The organism is Janthinobacterium sp. LPB2021202312-11-4, assembly GCF_037049705.1.
In the GTDB taxonomy this organism is placed as follows: domain Bacteria; phylum Pseudomonadota; class Gammaproteobacteria; order Pseudomonadales; family Pseudomonadaceae; genus Aquipseudomonas.
Genome location: NZ_JBAGKV010000010.1, coordinates 141,016 through 157,718, shown reverse-complemented (window position 1 = coordinate 157,718; position 16,703 = coordinate 141,016). Strand labels below are relative to the sequence as shown.

General features: G+C 63.3%; 18 protein-coding genes. All 18 read left to right on the top strand.

Annotated features, from left to right (window positions below; translation table 11 throughout):
- The first annotated feature begins 6 nt into the window (after positions 1 to 6).
- The 18 genes from V5E99_RS13510 (at position 7) to V5E99_RS13425 (ending at position 16,680) form a co-directional block, all read left to right on the top strand.
- Positions 7 to 261 carry an acyl carrier protein gene (locus tag V5E99_RS13510; RefSeq protein ID WP_007992314.1) on the top strand — a complete coding sequence of 85 codons (255 nt, stop codon included), beginning with the start codon at positions 7 to 9 and terminating at the stop codon, positions 259 to 261.
- Positions 258 to 803, top strand: a complete 546-nt coding sequence (locus V5E99_RS13505; RefSeq protein ID WP_499802870.1) for a COG4648 family protein — start codon at positions 258 to 260, stop codon at positions 801 to 803. The genes V5E99_RS13510 and V5E99_RS13505 overlap by 4 nt, the downstream gene beginning before the upstream one ends.
- On the top strand, positions 800 to 2,479 hold the full coding sequence (locus tag V5E99_RS13500; protein ID WP_499802869.1) for an ApeI family dehydratase: 1,680 nt from the start codon (positions 800 to 802) through the stop codon (positions 2,477 to 2,479). Before V5E99_RS13505 ends, V5E99_RS13500 begins: the two co-directional genes overlap by 4 nt.
- A gap of 56 nt (positions 2,480 to 2,535) precedes the next feature.
- Complete coding sequence (locus tag V5E99_RS13495; protein WP_499802868.1) at positions 2,536 to 3,270, top strand: glycosyltransferase family 2 protein; 735 nt, start codon at positions 2,536 to 2,538, stop codon at positions 3,268 to 3,270.
- Complete coding sequence (locus V5E99_RS13490; protein ID WP_499802867.1) at positions 3,267 to 4,214, top strand: lysophospholipid acyltransferase family protein; 948 nt, start codon at positions 3,267 to 3,269, stop codon at positions 4,212 to 4,214. Before V5E99_RS13495 ends, V5E99_RS13490 begins: the two co-directional genes overlap by 4 nt.
- Positions 4,195 to 5,739: an HAL/PAL/TAL family ammonia-lyase gene (locus V5E99_RS13485; protein ID WP_499802866.1), complete on the top strand. Its 1,545-nt coding sequence runs from the start codon at positions 4,195 to 4,197 to the stop codon at positions 5,737 to 5,739. Before V5E99_RS13490 ends, V5E99_RS13485 begins: the two co-directional genes overlap by 20 nt.
- On the top strand, positions 5,732 to 6,157 hold the full coding sequence (locus V5E99_RS13480; RefSeq protein WP_499802865.1) for an acyl-CoA thioesterase: 426 nt from the start codon (positions 5,732 to 5,734) through the stop codon (positions 6,155 to 6,157). Before V5E99_RS13485 ends, V5E99_RS13480 begins: the two co-directional genes overlap by 8 nt.
- Positions 6,154 to 6,756 (top strand): outer membrane lipoprotein carrier protein LolA, encoded by a 603-nt coding sequence (locus V5E99_RS13475; RefSeq protein WP_499802864.1) that lies wholly within the window; start codon positions 6,154 to 6,156, stop codon positions 6,754 to 6,756. The genes V5E99_RS13480 and V5E99_RS13475 overlap by 4 nt, the downstream gene beginning before the upstream one ends.
- The gene (locus tag V5E99_RS13470; RefSeq protein WP_499802863.1) at positions 6,740 to 9,082 is read left to right on the top strand and encodes an MMPL family transporter; all 2,343 of its coding nucleotides are present in this window, start codon (positions 6,740 to 6,742) and stop codon (positions 9,080 to 9,082) included. The genes V5E99_RS13475 and V5E99_RS13470 overlap by 17 nt, the downstream gene beginning before the upstream one ends.
- The gene (locus V5E99_RS13465) at positions 9,079 to 9,360 is read left to right on the top strand and encodes a hypothetical protein (RefSeq protein WP_499802862.1); all 282 of its coding nucleotides are present in this window, start codon (positions 9,079 to 9,081) and stop codon (positions 9,358 to 9,360) included. Before V5E99_RS13470 ends, V5E99_RS13465 begins: the two co-directional genes overlap by 4 nt.
- Positions 9,357 to 10,517, top strand: coding sequence for a hypothetical protein (locus V5E99_RS13460; RefSeq protein WP_499802861.1), 1,161 nt, complete (start codon positions 9,357 to 9,359; stop codon positions 10,515 to 10,517). Before V5E99_RS13465 ends, V5E99_RS13460 begins: the two co-directional genes overlap by 4 nt.
- Position 10,518: 1 nt before the next feature.
- Positions 10,519 to 11,751: an NAD(P)/FAD-dependent oxidoreductase gene (locus V5E99_RS13455; protein ID WP_499802895.1), complete on the top strand. Its 1,233-nt coding sequence runs from the start codon at positions 10,519 to 10,521 to the stop codon at positions 11,749 to 11,751.
- Positions 11,748 to 12,473 (top strand): class I SAM-dependent methyltransferase, encoded by a 726-nt coding sequence (locus V5E99_RS13450; protein WP_499802860.1) that lies wholly within the window; start codon positions 11,748 to 11,750, stop codon positions 12,471 to 12,473. Before V5E99_RS13455 ends, V5E99_RS13450 begins: the two co-directional genes overlap by 4 nt.
- 119 nt (positions 12,474 to 12,592) lie before the next feature.
- Positions 12,593 to 13,078 carry a DUF3261 domain-containing protein gene (locus V5E99_RS13445; RefSeq protein WP_499802859.1) on the top strand — a complete coding sequence of 162 codons (486 nt, stop codon included), beginning with the start codon at positions 12,593 to 12,595 and terminating at the stop codon, positions 13,076 to 13,078.
- Positions 13,075 to 14,271, top strand: a complete 1,197-nt coding sequence (locus V5E99_RS13440) for a beta-ketoacyl-[acyl-carrier-protein] synthase family protein (protein WP_499802858.1) — start codon at positions 13,075 to 13,077, stop codon at positions 14,269 to 14,271. The genes V5E99_RS13445 and V5E99_RS13440 overlap by 4 nt, the downstream gene beginning before the upstream one ends.
- Positions 14,268 to 14,726, top strand: coding sequence for a hotdog family protein (locus V5E99_RS13435; RefSeq protein ID WP_499802857.1), 459 nt, complete (start codon positions 14,268 to 14,270; stop codon positions 14,724 to 14,726). Before V5E99_RS13440 ends, V5E99_RS13435 begins: the two co-directional genes overlap by 4 nt.
- Entirely contained in the window at positions 14,726 to 15,454 is a 729-nt protein-coding gene (gene fabG / locus V5E99_RS13430; protein ID WP_499802856.1) for a 3-oxoacyl-ACP reductase FabG, read from the top strand. Before V5E99_RS13435 ends, fabG begins: the two co-directional genes overlap by 1 nt.
- Positions 15,454 to 16,680 (top strand): beta-ketoacyl-ACP synthase, encoded by a 1,227-nt coding sequence (locus tag V5E99_RS13425; RefSeq protein ID WP_499802855.1) that lies wholly within the window; start codon positions 15,454 to 15,456, stop codon positions 16,678 to 16,680. The genes fabG and V5E99_RS13425 overlap by 1 nt, the downstream gene beginning before the upstream one ends.
- Positions 16,681 to 16,703: the final 23 nt, after the last annotated feature.

Below are 16,703 nucleotides of genomic sequence, written 5' to 3'. Positions count from 1 at the left end.
CGGACCATGCAAACTCGTGATGACATTTTCAACACCCTGCGCGATGCCCTGGTCGAACTCTTCGAGCTGGACCCCGAGCGCGTCAGCCTGGAATCCAACCTGTATCAGGACCTGGAAATCGACAGCATCGACGCCGTCGACCTGATCGACCACATCAAACGCCAGACCGGCAAGAAAATCGCCGCCGAAGAATTCAAATCGGTGCGTACCGTCAGCGACGTGGTCGAGGCGGTCTACCGTCTGGTTCAACCGGCCGCATGAGCCGAGTGATCGGCCTTGGCCTGCTGCTGGCGGGCCTGCTGTACCCCTTTGCGGTGTATTTCGGCATGGAGCATTTCGCCCCGTGGCAGTTCGGCCTGCTGCTGGGCAGCCTGTGGCTGGCGCGGGCGCTGACCGGCACACGCCGGCCCGGCAACCGCTGGATGGCCAGCGTCGCCATCGTGTTTTGCCTGTTGCTGGCACTGTTCGACAGCCCGGCGCTGTTGCGTTGGTACCCGGTGCTGATCAGCGCTTTCATGTTGGCGCTGTTCGGGCTGAGCCTGAAATACGGCCCGCCGATGGCCGAACGCCTGGCCCGTCTGCGGGAACCGCACCTGCCGGCCAAGGCCATCGTTTACACCCGTCAGGTCACGGTGGCCTGGAGTGTGTTTTTTCTCTGCAACGGATTGTGCGCCGCCGCGCTGACCCTGTGGGCGCCGCTGAGTTGGTGGATGTTGTACACCGGCCTGATCTCCTACGGGTTGATCGGCCTGATGTTTGCCATTGAATGGCTTATACGACAACGGGTACGAGGCCACCCATGACTTGGATAACGCTTGAGCAATTGCTGCTCAAGGCTCAACCGGAACGTGCCGTGACGGCCGAACCGGCGCTGAATCACGCGCAAGTGTGCGAGCAGGCCCTGAGCCTCGCCGCCGGCCTGCAAGCCCAGGGTGTGCGGCGCATTGCCGTGCACCTGGAAGACGCCGCTGACCTGGCGATTGCCCTGCTCGGTGCCTGGCGGGCGGACGTCAGCGTGCTGCTGCCCGCCGATCTGCAACCTCAGACGCGCCAGCGCTGGTCGAGCGAAGTCGATCTGTGGCTGACCGATCAGCCCGACGACGCGCACCTGGCCGATTATCGTCAACCGCCATTGTCCGCCGCCGCGCTGGATCTGGACCTCTGCCAACTGAGCCTGTGCACCTCCGGCTCCAGCGGCGAACCCAAGCGCATCGACAAAACCCTGCGGCAACTGGCCAATGAAGTTCAAGCCCTGGAACAGCTCTGGGGCGCGGATCTGGGCCAGGCTTGCATCATCGGCAGCGTCGCCACCCAACACATTTACGGTTTGCTGTTCCGGGTGCTCTGGCCGCTGTGCGCCGGACGACCGTTCGTGCGCAAGCAACTGGCCTTCCCGGAAGACTTGCAGCGCGCCAGCCGCGAACACCCGGCGTTCGCCTGGGTCGCCAGCCCGGCGCTGCTCAAGCGCATGGGCGACAACCTTGACTGGCCAGCCCTGAGCGCCGTGCGCCGGGTGTTTTCCTCCGGTGGTGCCCTGCCTGCCGAAGCGGCGCAAAGTCTGTTCGAACGCCTGGAACAATGGCCGACGGAAATCCTCGGCAGCTCGGAAACCGGTGGCATCGCCTGGCGTCAGGGGCAAGACCTCTGGCAGCCGTTCGCGGATGTCGTGCTGAGCCAGGACACCGACGGCGCGCTGCTGATCGCCTCGCCGTACCTGCCGGCCGGGCACATTGAACACACGGCCGATGCCGCGCGAATCAGCGCCGACGGCCGCTTCGAATTGCTCGGACGGCTGGACCGCATCGTCAAACTGGAAGAAAAACGTATCTCGCTCCCGATGCTGGAACAGGCACTGATGGCCCACGACTGGGTCGCCGAAGCGCGTCTGGGTGTGGTCCAGGAAAACCGCGCCTCCCTGGGTGCGCTGCTGGTGCTCAGCGCCCAAGGCCTGCATGCCTTGCGCAATCAGGGTCGGCGCAGCCTCACCCAAGAACTGCGTCAGCACTTGAGCCAGCATTGCGAAGCCCTGGCCTTGCCTCGGCGCTGGCGCCTGTTGCGACAACTGCCGCTGAACGCCCAAGGCAAACTGCCCCAGGCTGACGTCGAAGCCCTGCTGCTGGCGCCGCGCCCGAAAGCGCCGCAGGTGCTGGAACAGCTCCAGACCGACGGCGAATGGAGCCTGCAACTGGCGATCCCGCCGGACCTGGCCTACTTCAGCGGCCACTTCCCGCAAACCCCGGTTTTACCCGGCGTGGTGCAGGTGGATTGGGCGTTGCTGCTGGGTCAGCAATTGATGGACTTGCCGGCTAAATTCGCCGGCATGGAAGTGCTGAAATTTCAGCAACTGGTGCGTCCTGGCGACGAAATCCAGTTGCACCTGCGGTTCGACCCGGTGCGCAGCAAGTTGTATTTCACCTTTCGCAACGACACCGCCACCTGCTCCAGCGGGCGGATCGTGCTGGAGGCGGCCGATGCTTAAGTTTGGTGAGTGTTGCTCGCGAAGCCGTCGGTTCGGTGCATCAGGTGTACGCAACCATGCATAACCCCTGCGCCATCATCCCGGTCTACAACCACGAAACTGCGATCACCACCGTGGTCGAAGCGCTGCTCGCCCAAGGTTTGCCCTGCATCCTGGTGGACGACGCCAGCACTCCGGCCTGCGCGAAAGTGCTCGATCAACTGGCCCATCGCGACAACACCTACCTGATCCGCCTCACCGTCAATCAGGGCAAGGGCGGCGCGGTCATGACCGGTTTTCGCGAAGCCTCGCGCCTGGGTTTCAGCCACGCGTTGCAAGTGGACGCCGACGGCCAGCACGACCTCGCCGACGTCGCGACGTTTATCGAGCAGTCCCGCGCCCACCCCGAGTCGGTGATCTGCGGCTATCCGCTCTACGACGCCAGCGTGCCCAAGGGCCGTTTGTATGCGCGTTACCTCACCCACGTCATGGTGTGGATCAACACCCTGTCGTTGCAGATCCGCGATTCGATGTGCGGCTTTCGCGTCTATCCATTGCCACCGACCCTGGCGCTGATCAGTTCGGCGAAGATCGGCAAACGCATGGATTTCGACTCCGACATCCTGGTGCGGCTGGCCTGGCGCAATCTGCCGATGCAATGGCTGCAAACCAAGGTTCATTACCCGCTGGACGGCGTCTCGCACTTTCGCCTGTTCCACGACAACGTGCTGATTTCGAGCATGCACACCCGGTTGTTCTTCGGCATGTTGCTGCGCGCTCCGGTGATCCTCTGGCAACGGTGGCGAGCATGAGCACTGAGACGGATAAAAAGCATTGGGCTGACCGCGAGGAACGCGGCAGTTTCTGGCTGATGAAATTCACCGCCCTCTGCGCCAAAGTCCTGGGTCGGCGGCTGTTGAGCCCGTTGCTGTACGGCATCGTTCTGTACTTTTTCCTGTTCGGCCGCAGCGCGCGCAAAAGCGCCTGGCAATACCAGCAACGCCTCGCCGACTGGAGCGGTCGCGTCGAATTGCGCCCGACCCATTGGCGCGTCTTCGGCCAGTTCATGGCCTTCGCCGATTCGATGCTCGACAAGCTCGACGTGTGGAACGGCAAATTGCGCATCGAGCAGATCGAAATCATCGACCCGGCGCTGTTGCGCACCCAACTGCGCGGCGCCCGTGGGCAACTGCTGGTGGGCGCGCACCTGGGCAATCTGGAAGTCTGCCGCGCCCTGGCGGAGATTGGCGAAAAGGTCACGATGAACGTGCTGGTGCACACCAAGCACGCCGAGCAGTTCAACCGTTTGCTCGGCGAGGCCGGGGCGACCAATCTGCGGCTGATCCAGGTCAGCGAACTGGACCCGGTGATCATGCTGCAACTGCACGAACGCCTGGAGCGCGGCGAGTGGCTGGCGATTGCCGGCGACCGCGTGCCGCTGCATGGCGGGCGCAGCGTGACCGTGGACTTCCTCGGCCACCCGGCGCCATTCCCCCAGGGCCCGTGGCTGCTGGCCGGTTTGCTCAAGTGCCCGGTCAATCTGTTGCTGTGTTTGAAGAAGCCAAGTGGCGACTATCGACTGACCCTCGAACCCTTCGCCGACGCCGTGGTGTGGAAGCGCAGCGACCGCGAACAGGTCATTCATCAGTGGGCTTCCCGCTACGCCGAACGCTTGGGTCACTATTGCCTTGAAACGCCTCAACAATGGTTCAACTTTTACCCTTTCTGGAAGACCGATGACGACGCCAACGCTTGAGCCGGTAACCTTCGGCGAACTCCCTTTGCGCATCGAAGACGTGCTGGCGCTGGCCAACCGTCAGGCGCCAACGCAGTTGCAGGGCGACCCTGACTACCGCGAGCGCATCGCCAAAGGCGCGCGATTCCTAGATTCGCTGCTGGACAAGGAAGGCGTGATCTACGGCGTGACCACCGGTTACGGCGATTCCTGCGTGGTCGCCGTGCCGCTGCATCACGTCGAAGCGCTGCCGCGTCATCTCTATACCTTTCACGGCTGCGGCTTGGGTAAATTGCTCGATGCCCAGGCCACCCGTGCGGTGCTGGCGGCGCGTTTGCAGTCGTTGTGCCATGGCGTTTCCGGGGTTCGTGTGGAGCTGCTGGAACGCCTGCAAGCGTTCCTTGAACACGACATCCTGCCGCTGATCCCGGAAGAGGGTTCGGTGGGCGCCAGCGGTGATTTGACGCCGCTGTCCTACGTCGCCGCGACCTTGTCCGGCGAGCGCGAAGTGCTGTTCCGTGGCGAACGCCGCCAAGCCGCCGATGTGCATCGCGAACTCGGTTGGCAGCCGCTGGTGCTGCGCCCCAAAGAAGCCCTGGCGCTGATGAACGGCACCGCCGTGATGACCGGCCTCGCCTGCCTCGCGTTTGCCCGCGCCGATTACCTGCTGCAACTGGCCACGCGCATCACCGCGTTGAACGTGGTGGCGCTGCAAGGCAATCCTGAGCATTTCGACGAACGCCTGTTCGCCGCCAAACCACACCCGGGGCAGATGCAAGTCGCTGCGTGGCTGCGCAAGGATCTGGCTATCGACGCGCCGACCGCGCCGCTGCATCGCCTGCAAGACCGTTACTCGCTGCGTTGCGCGCCGCACGTGCTCGGTGTGCTGGCCGACAGCCTGAACTGGCTGCGTTCGTTCATCGAGATCGAGCTCAACAGCGCCAACGACAACCCGATCATCGACGCCGAAGCCGAACGCGTGCTGCACGGCGGGCACTTCTACGGCGGCCACATCGCGTTCGCCATGGACAGCTTGAAAAACCTCGTCGCCAACGTCGCTGACTTGCTGGATCGGCAACTCGCGTTGCTGGTGGACGAGCGTTACAACCATGGCTTGCCGAGCAACCTGTCCGGCGCCAGCGCTGACCGGGCGATGCTCAATCATGGCTTCAAAGCCGTGCAGATCGGCACCAGTGCCTGGACCGCCGAAGCCCTGAAAAATACGATGCCGGCCAGCGTGTTCTCGCGCTCCACCGAGTGCCACAACCAGGACAAGGTGAGCATGGGCACCATCGCCGCCCGGGATGCGATCCGTGTGCTGGAACTGACCGAACAAGTCGCCGCCGCGACCCTGTTGGCCGCCAACCAAGGGGTCTGGCTGCGGAGTCGGGCCGAAGACGCCCGGCCATTGCCGCCGTCCCTGGCGGCGATGCACGAAGAGCTGGCCAAGGATTTCCCGCCGGTCATCGAGGACCGCGCCCTGGAAGGCGAACTGCGCCTGTGCCTCAAACGTATCGCCGAGCAACACTGGAGGCTGCATGCGTAGCAAGGGAGTGCTTCACGCCGATACGGAAATCCTCGTGCCGTTCTTTGACGTCGACACCATGCATGTGGTCTGGCACGGCCATTACGTCAAATACCTGGAAGTCGCCCGCTGTGCCCTGCTGGACAAGCTCGGCCACAACTACACCGCGATGGTCGAGTCGGGTTTCGCCTGGCCGGTGATCGACCTGCAACTGCGCTACGTGCGCGGCGCGGTGTTCGGTCAGAAGCTCAATGTGCGCGCCAGTCTGGTGGAGTGGGAAAACCGTTTGAAGATCAACTACCTGATCAGCGATTTGGCAACCGGTGAACGCCTGACCCGCGCCAGCTCGGTGCAAGTCGCGGTCGACATGAGCAGCCGCGAGATGCAACTGGCCTCGCCGAAAGTCTTCACCGACGCTGTTGAAAGGATGCTGCCATGAACACCGTTTTCAAATGCCTCGGCGCGCTGGCGCTGCTGGGCCTGGCCTCGATGGCCCATGCCTTCGACCTGCAACAACTCAGCGATCAACTGGCCAAGCCCGACGTGATCCACGGCCACTTCATCCAGGAAAAACACCTGCGCGCCCTGCCGCAACCGCTGACCAGCAAGGGCACCTTCGTCCTGGCGAAAAACCACGGCCTGCTCTGGCTGCTGAAAACCCCGCTGCAACAGGATTACCGAATCAACGCCAAAGGCATCGCCCGACGTGATGCCAACGGCTGGCAATTGCTGCCGGGCAAGAGCGCCGGGGCCGAGCAGAACCGTTTGTTCCTCGCCGTGCTGCAAGGCGACAGCAGCGGTTTGCAACGGGATTTCGAGCTGGCACTGAGCGGCGATGCGCAGAAATGGAAACTGACCCTGACCCCGCGTTCGATGTTGCTCAAGCAAGTGTTCAACCAGATCAACATCGATGGCGGTGAGTTGGTGAACAGCATCGAACTGCTGGAAACCCAAGGTGACAGCACCGTCATGCGCATGCAGGACACCACCAGCGCCCAACCGTTGAGCGACGCGGAGCAACATGACTTTGCCGAGTGAACGGATGCTGCCACGGCTGTTCCTGATCCTGCTGCTGGCGGTGCTCGCGCTCGCAGGTTGGCAATGGCGTGACGGCGCGCCGCTGTCGGCCAACCTGATGGAACTGGTGCCCGGCACGACGCCGGACGCGCTGGAACTGCGGGCCGAACAACGCATGCAGGAACCGCTGAACCGCGAAATGCTGGTGCTGGTCGGCCACACCGACCGCCAGCATGCCGTGGCCATGGCGCAGAAAATCGGCGAACAGTGGCAAGCCAGTGGTCTGTTCGAAAAAGTCCAGTGGAACTTGCAAGCCGACTTGCCCGCCCTGCGCGCCCAGTTACTGCAAGGTCGGCTGGCGATGCTCGCGGACGCGGATCGGCAACAACTGATCGAACATCCCGACGCATTTATCCAGCAACGGGTGCAAGCGCTGTTCGACCCGTTCACCGGTTTCAGCCTGGTGCCAAGCCAGGACGACTGGCTGGGCCTGACCGGGCGCATCCAGAACAGCCAGCCGCAACACGGCGCGGTGCAACTGGACATCGGCAGCGGCGCGTTGATCGCCGAGGCCGACGGCAAGAGTTGGGTGCTGCTGCGCGCGCGCACCACCGGCAATGCGTTCGATATGAACCTGCCGCTGCAAGTGGCCGAATTGCTCAAACACAGTCGCGAAGAAGCCGCCCGGAGCGATGTGCAATTGCTCGCCGCCAGTGGCTTGCTCTACGCGGCTAACGGTCAGCAGCAAGCGACCCGGGAAATGACCTGGGTCGGTGGCGGCGCCACGTTGGGCATCCTGTTGTTGCTGTTGCTGGCGTTCCGGCGCTTGCGCGTGTTGCTCGCGTTCGTCCCGGTGCTGGTGGGGATGTTGTTCGGCATGGTGGCTTGCGTGGCGTTGTTCGGCCATATGCATGTGATGACGCTGGTGCTCGGTTCCAGCCTGATTGGCGTCGCGGTCGATTACCCGCTGCATTACCTGTCCAAGAGCTGGAGCCTGAAACCCTGGCACAGTTGGCCCGCCCTGCGCCTGACCCTGCCGGGGCTGACCCTGAGCCTGATCACCAGTTGCATCGGCTACCTCGCGCTGGCCTGGACACCGTTCCCGGCGCTGACGCAAATCGCCGCGTTCTCCGCCGCCGGGCTGGTCGGTGCCTACCTGTCGGCGGTGTGCCTGCTGCCCGCGCTGCTCAAGGGCGCCGACCTGCGCCCGGCGCAATGGCCGCTGCGGGTCGCCGAGTTTTTGGTCAACCTGCGTGAAGCAATGCTCCAACGTGCCCGCACACCGGTGTTGCTGGCGCTGTTGATCGCCTTCTGTGTCGGCGGTCTGTTGCAACTCAGCACGAAGAACGACATCCGCCAGTGGGTCGGCATGCCCCAGCACCTGACCGACGAAGCCCAAGCCATTGCGCGCATCACCGGTTACCAACCGACCAGTCAGTTCTTCCTGATCCGCGCGGCCAATCAACAGGAGCTGCTCGAACGCCAGAGCGCCCTGAGCGATCGGCTGGAGCAACTGGTCAACCTCGATAAGCTCCAGGGTTTTCTGTCCCTCAATCAATTGGTCAGCCAACCGAGCGAGCAGAAACAGGTCCGCGAGGCGCTGAGCAAGCTTCCGCAATTCTGGCAGCCGTTGCTCGACGTCGGCGTGCCGGCCGAGGCGCTGCACGCCGAGTTGGCCAAGTTGCAGGCGCTGCCCATCGAAGACATCGACGCCGCACTGGTCGGGCCATTGGCCGAACCTTATCGCCCTCTGTGGCTGGGGCCGACCGCTGACGGCGGCGTGGCGGCGATGGTCAGCCTGCAAGGCTTGAACAACCCGTCGCTGTTGCGGGTCCAGGCCCTGGACTTGCCGGGTGTGGAACTGGTGGATCGGCTCGGTGAATTGAACACTGTCTTCGCCCAGACGCAAATCAGCGCCGCTGAACTGAAACTCGCTTCCTGCGCGCTGATCGTGCTGGTGCTGATCCTGCCGTTCGGCCTCAGCGGCGCCTTGCGCATCGTCGCCCTGCCGTTGCTGGCGGCGCTGTGCAGCCTGGCCAGCCTCGGTTGGCTCGGCCAGCCACTGACGCTGTTCAGCCTGTTCGGCCTGCTACTGATCACGGCGATCAGCGTCGATTACGCGATCCTCATGCGCGAACAGGTCGGCGGCGCCGCTGTGAGCCTGCTGGGCACCTTGCTGGCGGCGTTGACCACGTGGCTGTCGTTCGGTTTGCTGGCGGTGTCGAGTACGTCGGCGGTGAGTAACTTCGGCCTGTCGGTGAGCCTGGGTCTGGCGTTCAGCTTCATCCTCGCGCCATGGGCTGGGCGCCATGTTCACACCGTTCCGGTTGCGGAGCAGACGGCATGATGATCCTGCTGTTTTGGGCGATGACCCTGGGGATGTTCGCCGTCGCCACCCGCGTTGGTCGGCATTTCGGACTAATCCCGATTGTCAGCCAGTTGCTGCTGGCGATGCTGGCGGCGTTGACCACGTGGCTGTCGTTCGGTTTGTTGGCGGTGTCGAGTACGCCGGCGGTGAGCAACTTCGGCCTGTCGGTGAGCCTGGGTCTGGCGTTCAGCTTCATCCTCGCGCCGTGGGCTGGGCGCCATGTTCACACCGTTCCGGTTGCGGAGCAGACGGCATGATGATCCTGCTGTTTTGGGCGATGACCCTGGGGATGTTCGCCGTCGCCACCCGCGTTGGTCGGCATTTCGGACTAATCCCGATTGTCAGCCAGTTGCTGCTGGCGACTTTCGGTTTGCCGCTGTTGATGTACGTCTGGATCGAACCGGGCTGGCAGCTCAGCGGCGCCGAACTGATTTCCCCGGTGTGGCTGAAAAACCTCTACAGCCTGAGTTTCGCCCTACTGCTGGGGCACATTCTCAGCGACGTGATCGACCTGCGGCTAGATCGCCAGAGCCTGAAAATCGCCCTCCCAAGTTTCTGCCTGCCGTTCGCCTGTGGCCTGGCGACGGCGGTGTGGCTGTTGCCGACGCAAGCGTGGATCAGTTCGTTGGCGGTCGGTTTGGTGTTCGCGATTACCGCGATCCCGGTGTTGTATTTGTACCTGCGCCACATCAGCTATCCGCCCGCCGCCACCCGGCGTCTGGTGCAAACCGCGATCCTCATCGACCTCACGTGCTGGACGCTGTTCGGCTTCGCCCAGGGCAGCCTGCACCTGAGCAGTTTGTTGCTGCCGCTGGCGGGCGCTTGCCTGCCGTTGCTGTTGCGCTTGCTCGGCTTGCGCCAACCGCTGCTGCACAGTGGCTGCTTCTTCGCGCTGCTGGTGGTGGCCGAGCACTTCAAGCTCAATGCGCTGATTTTCGGCATCGGCTATTTGCTGTGCATGGCCGCGCTGAAAGTGCCGCTGGTGTTGCCGTTGCCGGCGCGGTGGATGAATCGTTTGCAGACCTGGATCGCCATCCCGCTGATCCTCACCTTCGGCATCGTACAAATCGATGTGCACAGCGCCATGGCCAGCCTCGGCTGGATGCAACTGGCGGCGCTGCTGTTGTTGCCGATCCTCAGCAAACTGCTGGGCAACTGGCTCGGCCTCGGCTGGGCCGGCGCGTCGTTTGACGGCGCCAGCCGCTGGCGCGAAAGCCTGCTGCTGAACATTCGCGGCTTGAGTGAAATCGTCTTTCTCAACCTGCTGCTGCAACAACAGCTCATCAGCCCGGCGCTGTACTTTGCGCTGATGTTGATGGGCCTGATCGCCACACTGCTGCCGGCACTGGCCGGCATGCATCAAACCCCGCTGAATATCGCCGCCCCGGCAAGGAGCTCCCGTGCCAACAATTGAAATGGAATGTCGTCAGGTGGTGGTCATCGGTGCTGGCCCTTCGGGCGCCATCGCCGCCGCGCTGCTCAAGCGCAAGGGTCACGATGTACTGGTGATCGAGCGTCAACACTTTCCAAGGTTTTCCATCGGCGAAAGCCTGCTGTCCCACTGCCTGGACTTCGTTGAAGAAGCCGGCATGCTCGACGCGGTGAACGCCGCTGGGTTTCAAATAAAAACCGGCGCCGCGTTCGCCTGGGGCGAGCATTACAGCGCGTTCGATTTTAGTGACACGTTCAGCGACGGCAAGCCGACCACGTTCCAGGTACAACGCGCCGATTTCGACAAACTGCTGGCTGATCAAGCGGCGTTGCAAGGCGTGGAATTGCGCTACGGCGAAGCCATCGTCAGCGCCGATTTCAACTTGCCGAAACCGCAGCTGAACGTGCTGCGCGAGGACGGTACTGAGTACTGCGTCGAAGCCGACTTTGTGCTCGACGCCAGCGGCTACGGCCGGGTGTTGCCTCGTTTGCTAGACCTGGAGGCGCCGTCGAATTTCCCGGTGCGCCAAGCGGTGTTCACCCACGTCGAAGACCACATTGATAACCCGGCCTTCGACCGCACCAAGATTCTCGTCACCACCCACCCGCTCCATCGCGATATCTGGTTCTGGAGCATTCCGTTCAGCAACGGTCGTTGCTCGGTGGGCGTGGTGGCGGCCGCCGAGCATTTCGAAGGGCGCACCGATGATCTCGACGAGTGCCTGCGCGGCTTTATCGCCGAAACCCCAAGCCTGTCCGGCGTCCTGAACAACGCGGTGTGGGACACCCCGGCGCGGACCATCGGTGGCTACTCGGCCAATGTTAAAACCCTGCACGGCCCGGGCTTCGCGCTGCTGGGCAACGCAGCGGAATTCCTCGACCCAGTGTTCTCCTCCGGCGTGACCATTGCCATGCGCTCGGCGAGCATGGCCGCCGCCGTGTTGCATCGCCAATTGCAGGGCGAAAGCGTGGACTGGCAAACCGAGTTCGCCGACCCGTTGAAACGCGGCGTGGACACCTTCCGCTGCTACGTCGAAGGCTGGTACGCCGGGACCTTCCAGGACGTGATTTTCCACGACGGCAGTTCCACGGACATCCGCCGCATGATCGCCTCGATCCTCGCCGGTTACGCCTGGGATGAACGCAACCCGTTCGTCAGCGAAGCGAAGCGCCGGTTGAAGGTGATTTCGGAGATCTGCGCAAGGGAAACGACATGAGTTACCTGAGCGACAACTACGTCGAAGAAACCAAGTTCGGTTTCTGGTTCCTGCGCAGCCACACCTGGCAGCACCACGTGCTGCGGGTGGCGATCAATGACCTGCGCGGTTTGTTCAGTGACGCGCTGCCTGGCAGCCCGGTGTTGCTGGATGCCGGTTGCGGTCAGGGCAAGTCGTTCCAGTACCTGCGCCAGACCTTCGCGCCCCAGCGCTTGATCGGCGTCGATGCCGACCCGCACAGCCTGAACCTCAGCGCTGAAGAAGCGGCGCGTCAGGGCATGACCGTGGAGCTGATCGGCAGCGATTGCGCGACGCTCAACGTGCCGGACGCCAGCGTCGATCTGCTGTTCTGCCACCAGACCTTTCATCACCTCGTCGAGCAGGATCTGGCCCTGGCCGAGTTCTACCGCGTGCTCAAGCCCGGCGGCTATCTGCTGTTCGCCGAGTCCACCGAGGCTTACATTGATACGTGGGTGATTCGCTGGTTGTTCCGCCATCCGATGCATGTGCAGAAGAGCGCAGCCGGGTATCTGGAAATGATTCGCCAGCAGGGTTTTGAATTCGGGCCGCAGAACGTGTCTTACCCGTACTTGTGGTGGAGCCGTGCCAAGGATTTCGGGTTGCTTGAACGGTGGGGTTTACGCAAGCCCAAGCCCTTTGGCCAACGGGAAGAAACCCTGGTCAACGTCGTGGCGCGCAAGCCGCTTGAAGGTGCTGTTTGATGTCTAGCGCAATTCAAAACTGTGGGAGCGGGCTTGCTCGCGAAAGCGGAGTGTCAGTCGACGAAAGTGTTGAATGTGCCGACGCATTCGCGAGCAAGCCCGCTCCCACAGGGTTTGTGGTGTTGTTGCGATTTGTACTGGTGGCCTGTGCTCTGCTGCTGAGCGCTTGCGCCAGCCGCGCCCCGCTGCCCGAGCACAGCCCGACCCTCGCGCTGCCACTGCAACTGCACATCCAGCGCCTGATGGCTGACCAGCGTCAGGACTGGGTATTGGTGATCCAGCAGGAAGGCCCGGCGCTGCGTTGGTCGATGATGGATTTGCTCGGCATTCCTCAGGCTCGGCAGAAGCTGATCGGCGATGATTGGCAGGCCGATGGTCTGTTGCCACCCAACCCGGAGGCCCGCGAGTTGTTCGCCGCGCTGCTATTTGCCCTGACCCCTGAAGCCGAGTTGCGCAGTAACTATCCCGACGCCTGGCAGCATGGCGGGCAACGTTCCCTGCCCGAGCGCTGGGAGGTTCGTTATTCACGCCCCATGAGCTTTGAATTGAACCTGCCCAAAGGCCCGAAATACCAAGTCACGCCGCTGAGCGGGGACACGCCATGACTGTCTGGTTGAACGCACTGGGGGTGATTTGCGCCCTGGGTCGCGACAAGCAGGAAGTCGCGCGCAACCTGTTTGCCGGCGACTGTTCAGGCATGCAAAGCGAGGCCGGTTGGGTGGCGGAGCGTGCGTTGCCGGTGGCCGCCGTGCGCGGTGAATTGGCGCCGATTCCACCGGAACTGGCCGAGCAACGCAGCCGCAACAATCAACTGCTGCTGGAAGCCGCGCTGCAAATTCGCCCCGAGATCGATCAAGCGATCCAGACCTACGGCCGCGAACGCATCGGCATCGTGCTCGGCACCAGCACCTCGGGCATCGACGAAGCCAGTCGCGGCTTGGCCCATTACATCCGCGAGCATGAATTCCCCGCCGACTACGACTATCAGCAGCAGGAGCTCGGCGCGCCGGCCAACTTTCTCGCCGACTGGCTGCAAGTGAGCGGCCCCGCCTACGTGATTTCCACCGCGTGCACCTCCAGCGCCCGGGCGTTGATGAGTGCCCAGCGCTTGCTCGATCTGGGCATGTGCGACGCGGTGCTGTGCGGCGGCGTCGACAGTTTGTGCAAGCTGACCCTCAACGGTTTTTCGGCCCTGGAAGCGGTGTCCGAGCAACGCTGCAATCCGTTTTCCGCCAACCGCAACGGCATCAACATCGGCGAAGCGGCCGTGCTGTTTCTGATGAGCAAAAGTGTCGGCGACGGCCCGGCGATTGCCCTGCTCGGCAGCGGCGCCAGCTCTGACGCACACCACATTTCCGCGCCGGAACCGACGGGCCGTGGCGCCCAACAAGCGATGCGCAAAGCCTTGAGCCGCGCCGCGTTGCAAGCCTCGCAAATCAGCTACCTGAACCTGCACGGCACCGCGACCCAACACAACGACGCCATGGAAAGCCTGGCCGTTTCGGCGGTGTTCCCGGACGGCGTGCCGTGCTCGTCGACCAAACCGATGACCGGTCACACCCTCGGCGCCGCCGGGGCCCTGGAAGCGGCGTTCTGCTGGTTGAGCCTGAGCGCCGACAATCCCCAGCACACCCTGCCGCCGCACATCTGGGACGGCCAGCCCGACCCGGACCTGCCGCCATTGAATTGGGTGACCCCGGCCCATCGCCTGGCGTCCATTGCACCCCGCTACCTGATGAGCAATTCGTTTGCCTTCGGTGGCAATAACGTCAGCCTGATTATCGGAGACGCCCCATGATTGACTGGCCGCTCGCCGAACTGCTGCCTCACGCTGGCGACATGATCCTCATCGAGCAGATCCTGTCGTTCGATGACGAGCAGATTCACACCCGCCTCACCGTCAAGCCCGGTGGCCTGTTCAACCGTGCCGACGGCAGTCTGCCGGCGTGGGTTGGCATCGAGTTGATGGCGCAAAGCGTCGCCGCTTACGCCGGTTGCCATGCCCGTGCGCGCGGCGATGCGGTGGAGTTGGGCTTTCTGCTCGGCACCCGCAAATTCGAATGCAACGTCGAACACTTTCCCGTCGGCACCGAACTGACCATCCACGGGGTGCGCTCCCTGGAAGACGACAGCGGCATGGGCGTGTTCGAATGCCACATCAACGCCCCCGGCATCCACGCCACCGCCCGGCTGAACGTGTATCGCCCGCCGCAAGCGGCGCACTATCTTCAAGAAACCCAAGGAGTCGAGTGATGACTGAATCCGTACTGGTCACCGGCTCCAGCCGTGGCATTGGCCGCGCCATCGCGTTGCGTCTGGCCCAGGCCGGGCACGACATCGTGCTGCATTGCCGCAGCGGTGTGGCCGAAGCCGAAGCCGTGAAGGCCGAAGTCGAAGCGCTGGGCCGCAACGCCCGCGTGCTGCAATTCGACGTGTCCGACCGCGCCAGTTGCAAAGCCATTCTCGAAGCAGACGTTGAAGCCCACGGCGCCTATTACGGCGTGGTGCTCAACGCCGGCCTGACCCGCGACGGTGCTTTTCCGGCGCTGAGCGAGGATGATTGGGACGTGGTGATGCGCACCAACCTCGACGGTTTCTACAACGTGTTGCACCCGGTGATGATGCCGATGATTCGTCGTCGCGCCGCCGGGCGGATTGTGTGCATCACGTCGGTTTCCGGGTTGATCGGCAATCGCGGGCAGGTCAACTACAGCGCCTCCAAGGCCGGGTTGATCGGCGCGGCGAAAGCGTTGGCGATCGAACTGGGCAAGCGCAAGATCACCGTCAACTGTGTCGCACCCGGCCTGATCGACACAGCCATGCTCGACGAAAACGTGCCGGTGGAAGAACTGATGAAAATGATCCCCGCACAACGCATGGGCACTCCTGAAGAGGTGGCCGGCGCGGTGAATTTCCTGATGTCGGCGGAAGCCTCGTACATCACCCGCCAGGTTCTGGCCGTCAACGGAGGCTTGTGCTGATGAAGCGCGTCGTCGTCACCGGCATGGCCGGCATCACCTCATTGGGCAGCGACTGGGAGACCATCGCCGCCAACTTCAAAGCCAACCGCAGCGGCATCCGGCGGATGGACGAGTGGGATCGGTTTACCGAGCTCAACACGCGCCTGGCCGGGCCAATCGATGACTTCAAAGTGCCGAGCCACTGGACCCGCAAACAACTGCGCAGCATGGGCCGCGTGTCGCGGCTCGCTGTGGGCGCGGCGGAACAAGCGCTGGCCGACGCCGGGCTGCTGGGCGACGCATCGATCAAGGACGGGCGCATGGGCGTCGCTTGCGGTTCATCCACTGGCAGCACCGACGAGATCAAAGCCTTCGGCAACATGCTGCTCAACTCGGTGGCCGAAGGCCTGAACGCCAACTCCTACGTGCGGATGATGCCGCACACCACGGCGGCGAATATCAGCATTTTCTTCGGCCTCACCGGCCGTTTGATCCCGACCTCCAGCGCCTGCACCAGCGGCAGCCAGGGCATCGGCTACGCCTACGAATCGATCAAGTTCGGACGTCTGCCGTTGATGCTGGCCGGCGGCGCCGAAGAACTGTGCCCGACCGAAGCCATGGTCTTCGATGCGCTCTACGCCACCAGCCTGAAAAACGATGCGCCGCAAACCTCCCCCCGCCCGTACGACAAGGGTCGCGACGGTTTGGTGATCGGTGAAGGCGGCGGCATGCTGGTGCTCGAAGAACTCGAACACGCCCTGGCCCGTGGCGCGCACATCCACGCCGAACTCGTCGGCTTCGGCAGCAACGCCGACGGCCAGCACACCACCCGCCCCGAACAGGCAACCATGCGCCGGGCCATGGAACTGGCCCTGGAAGACGCCGGTTTGCAGCCGTCGGACATCGGTTATGTGAACGGTCACGGCACCGCCACCGAACAGGGCGACATCGCCGAAACCCTGGCCACCAGTGCATTGTTCGGCGAACACATGCCGATCAGTTCACAAAAAAGTTTCCTCGGCCACACCCTCGGGGCCTGCGGTGCGCTGGAGTCCTGGTTCAGCATCGAGATGATGAACCGCGACCTGTACGTGCACACCTTCAACCTCGACGAGGTTGACCCGCACTGCGGCAAGCTCGATTACCTGCGCGGCGAGTTCCGGCAGATGAGCAACCAATACGTGATGAACAACAACTTCGCCTTCGGCGGCGTCAACACTTCGCTGATCTTCCGCCGCTGGTCGTAACCGTATTAATCAAGGTCAAGGAG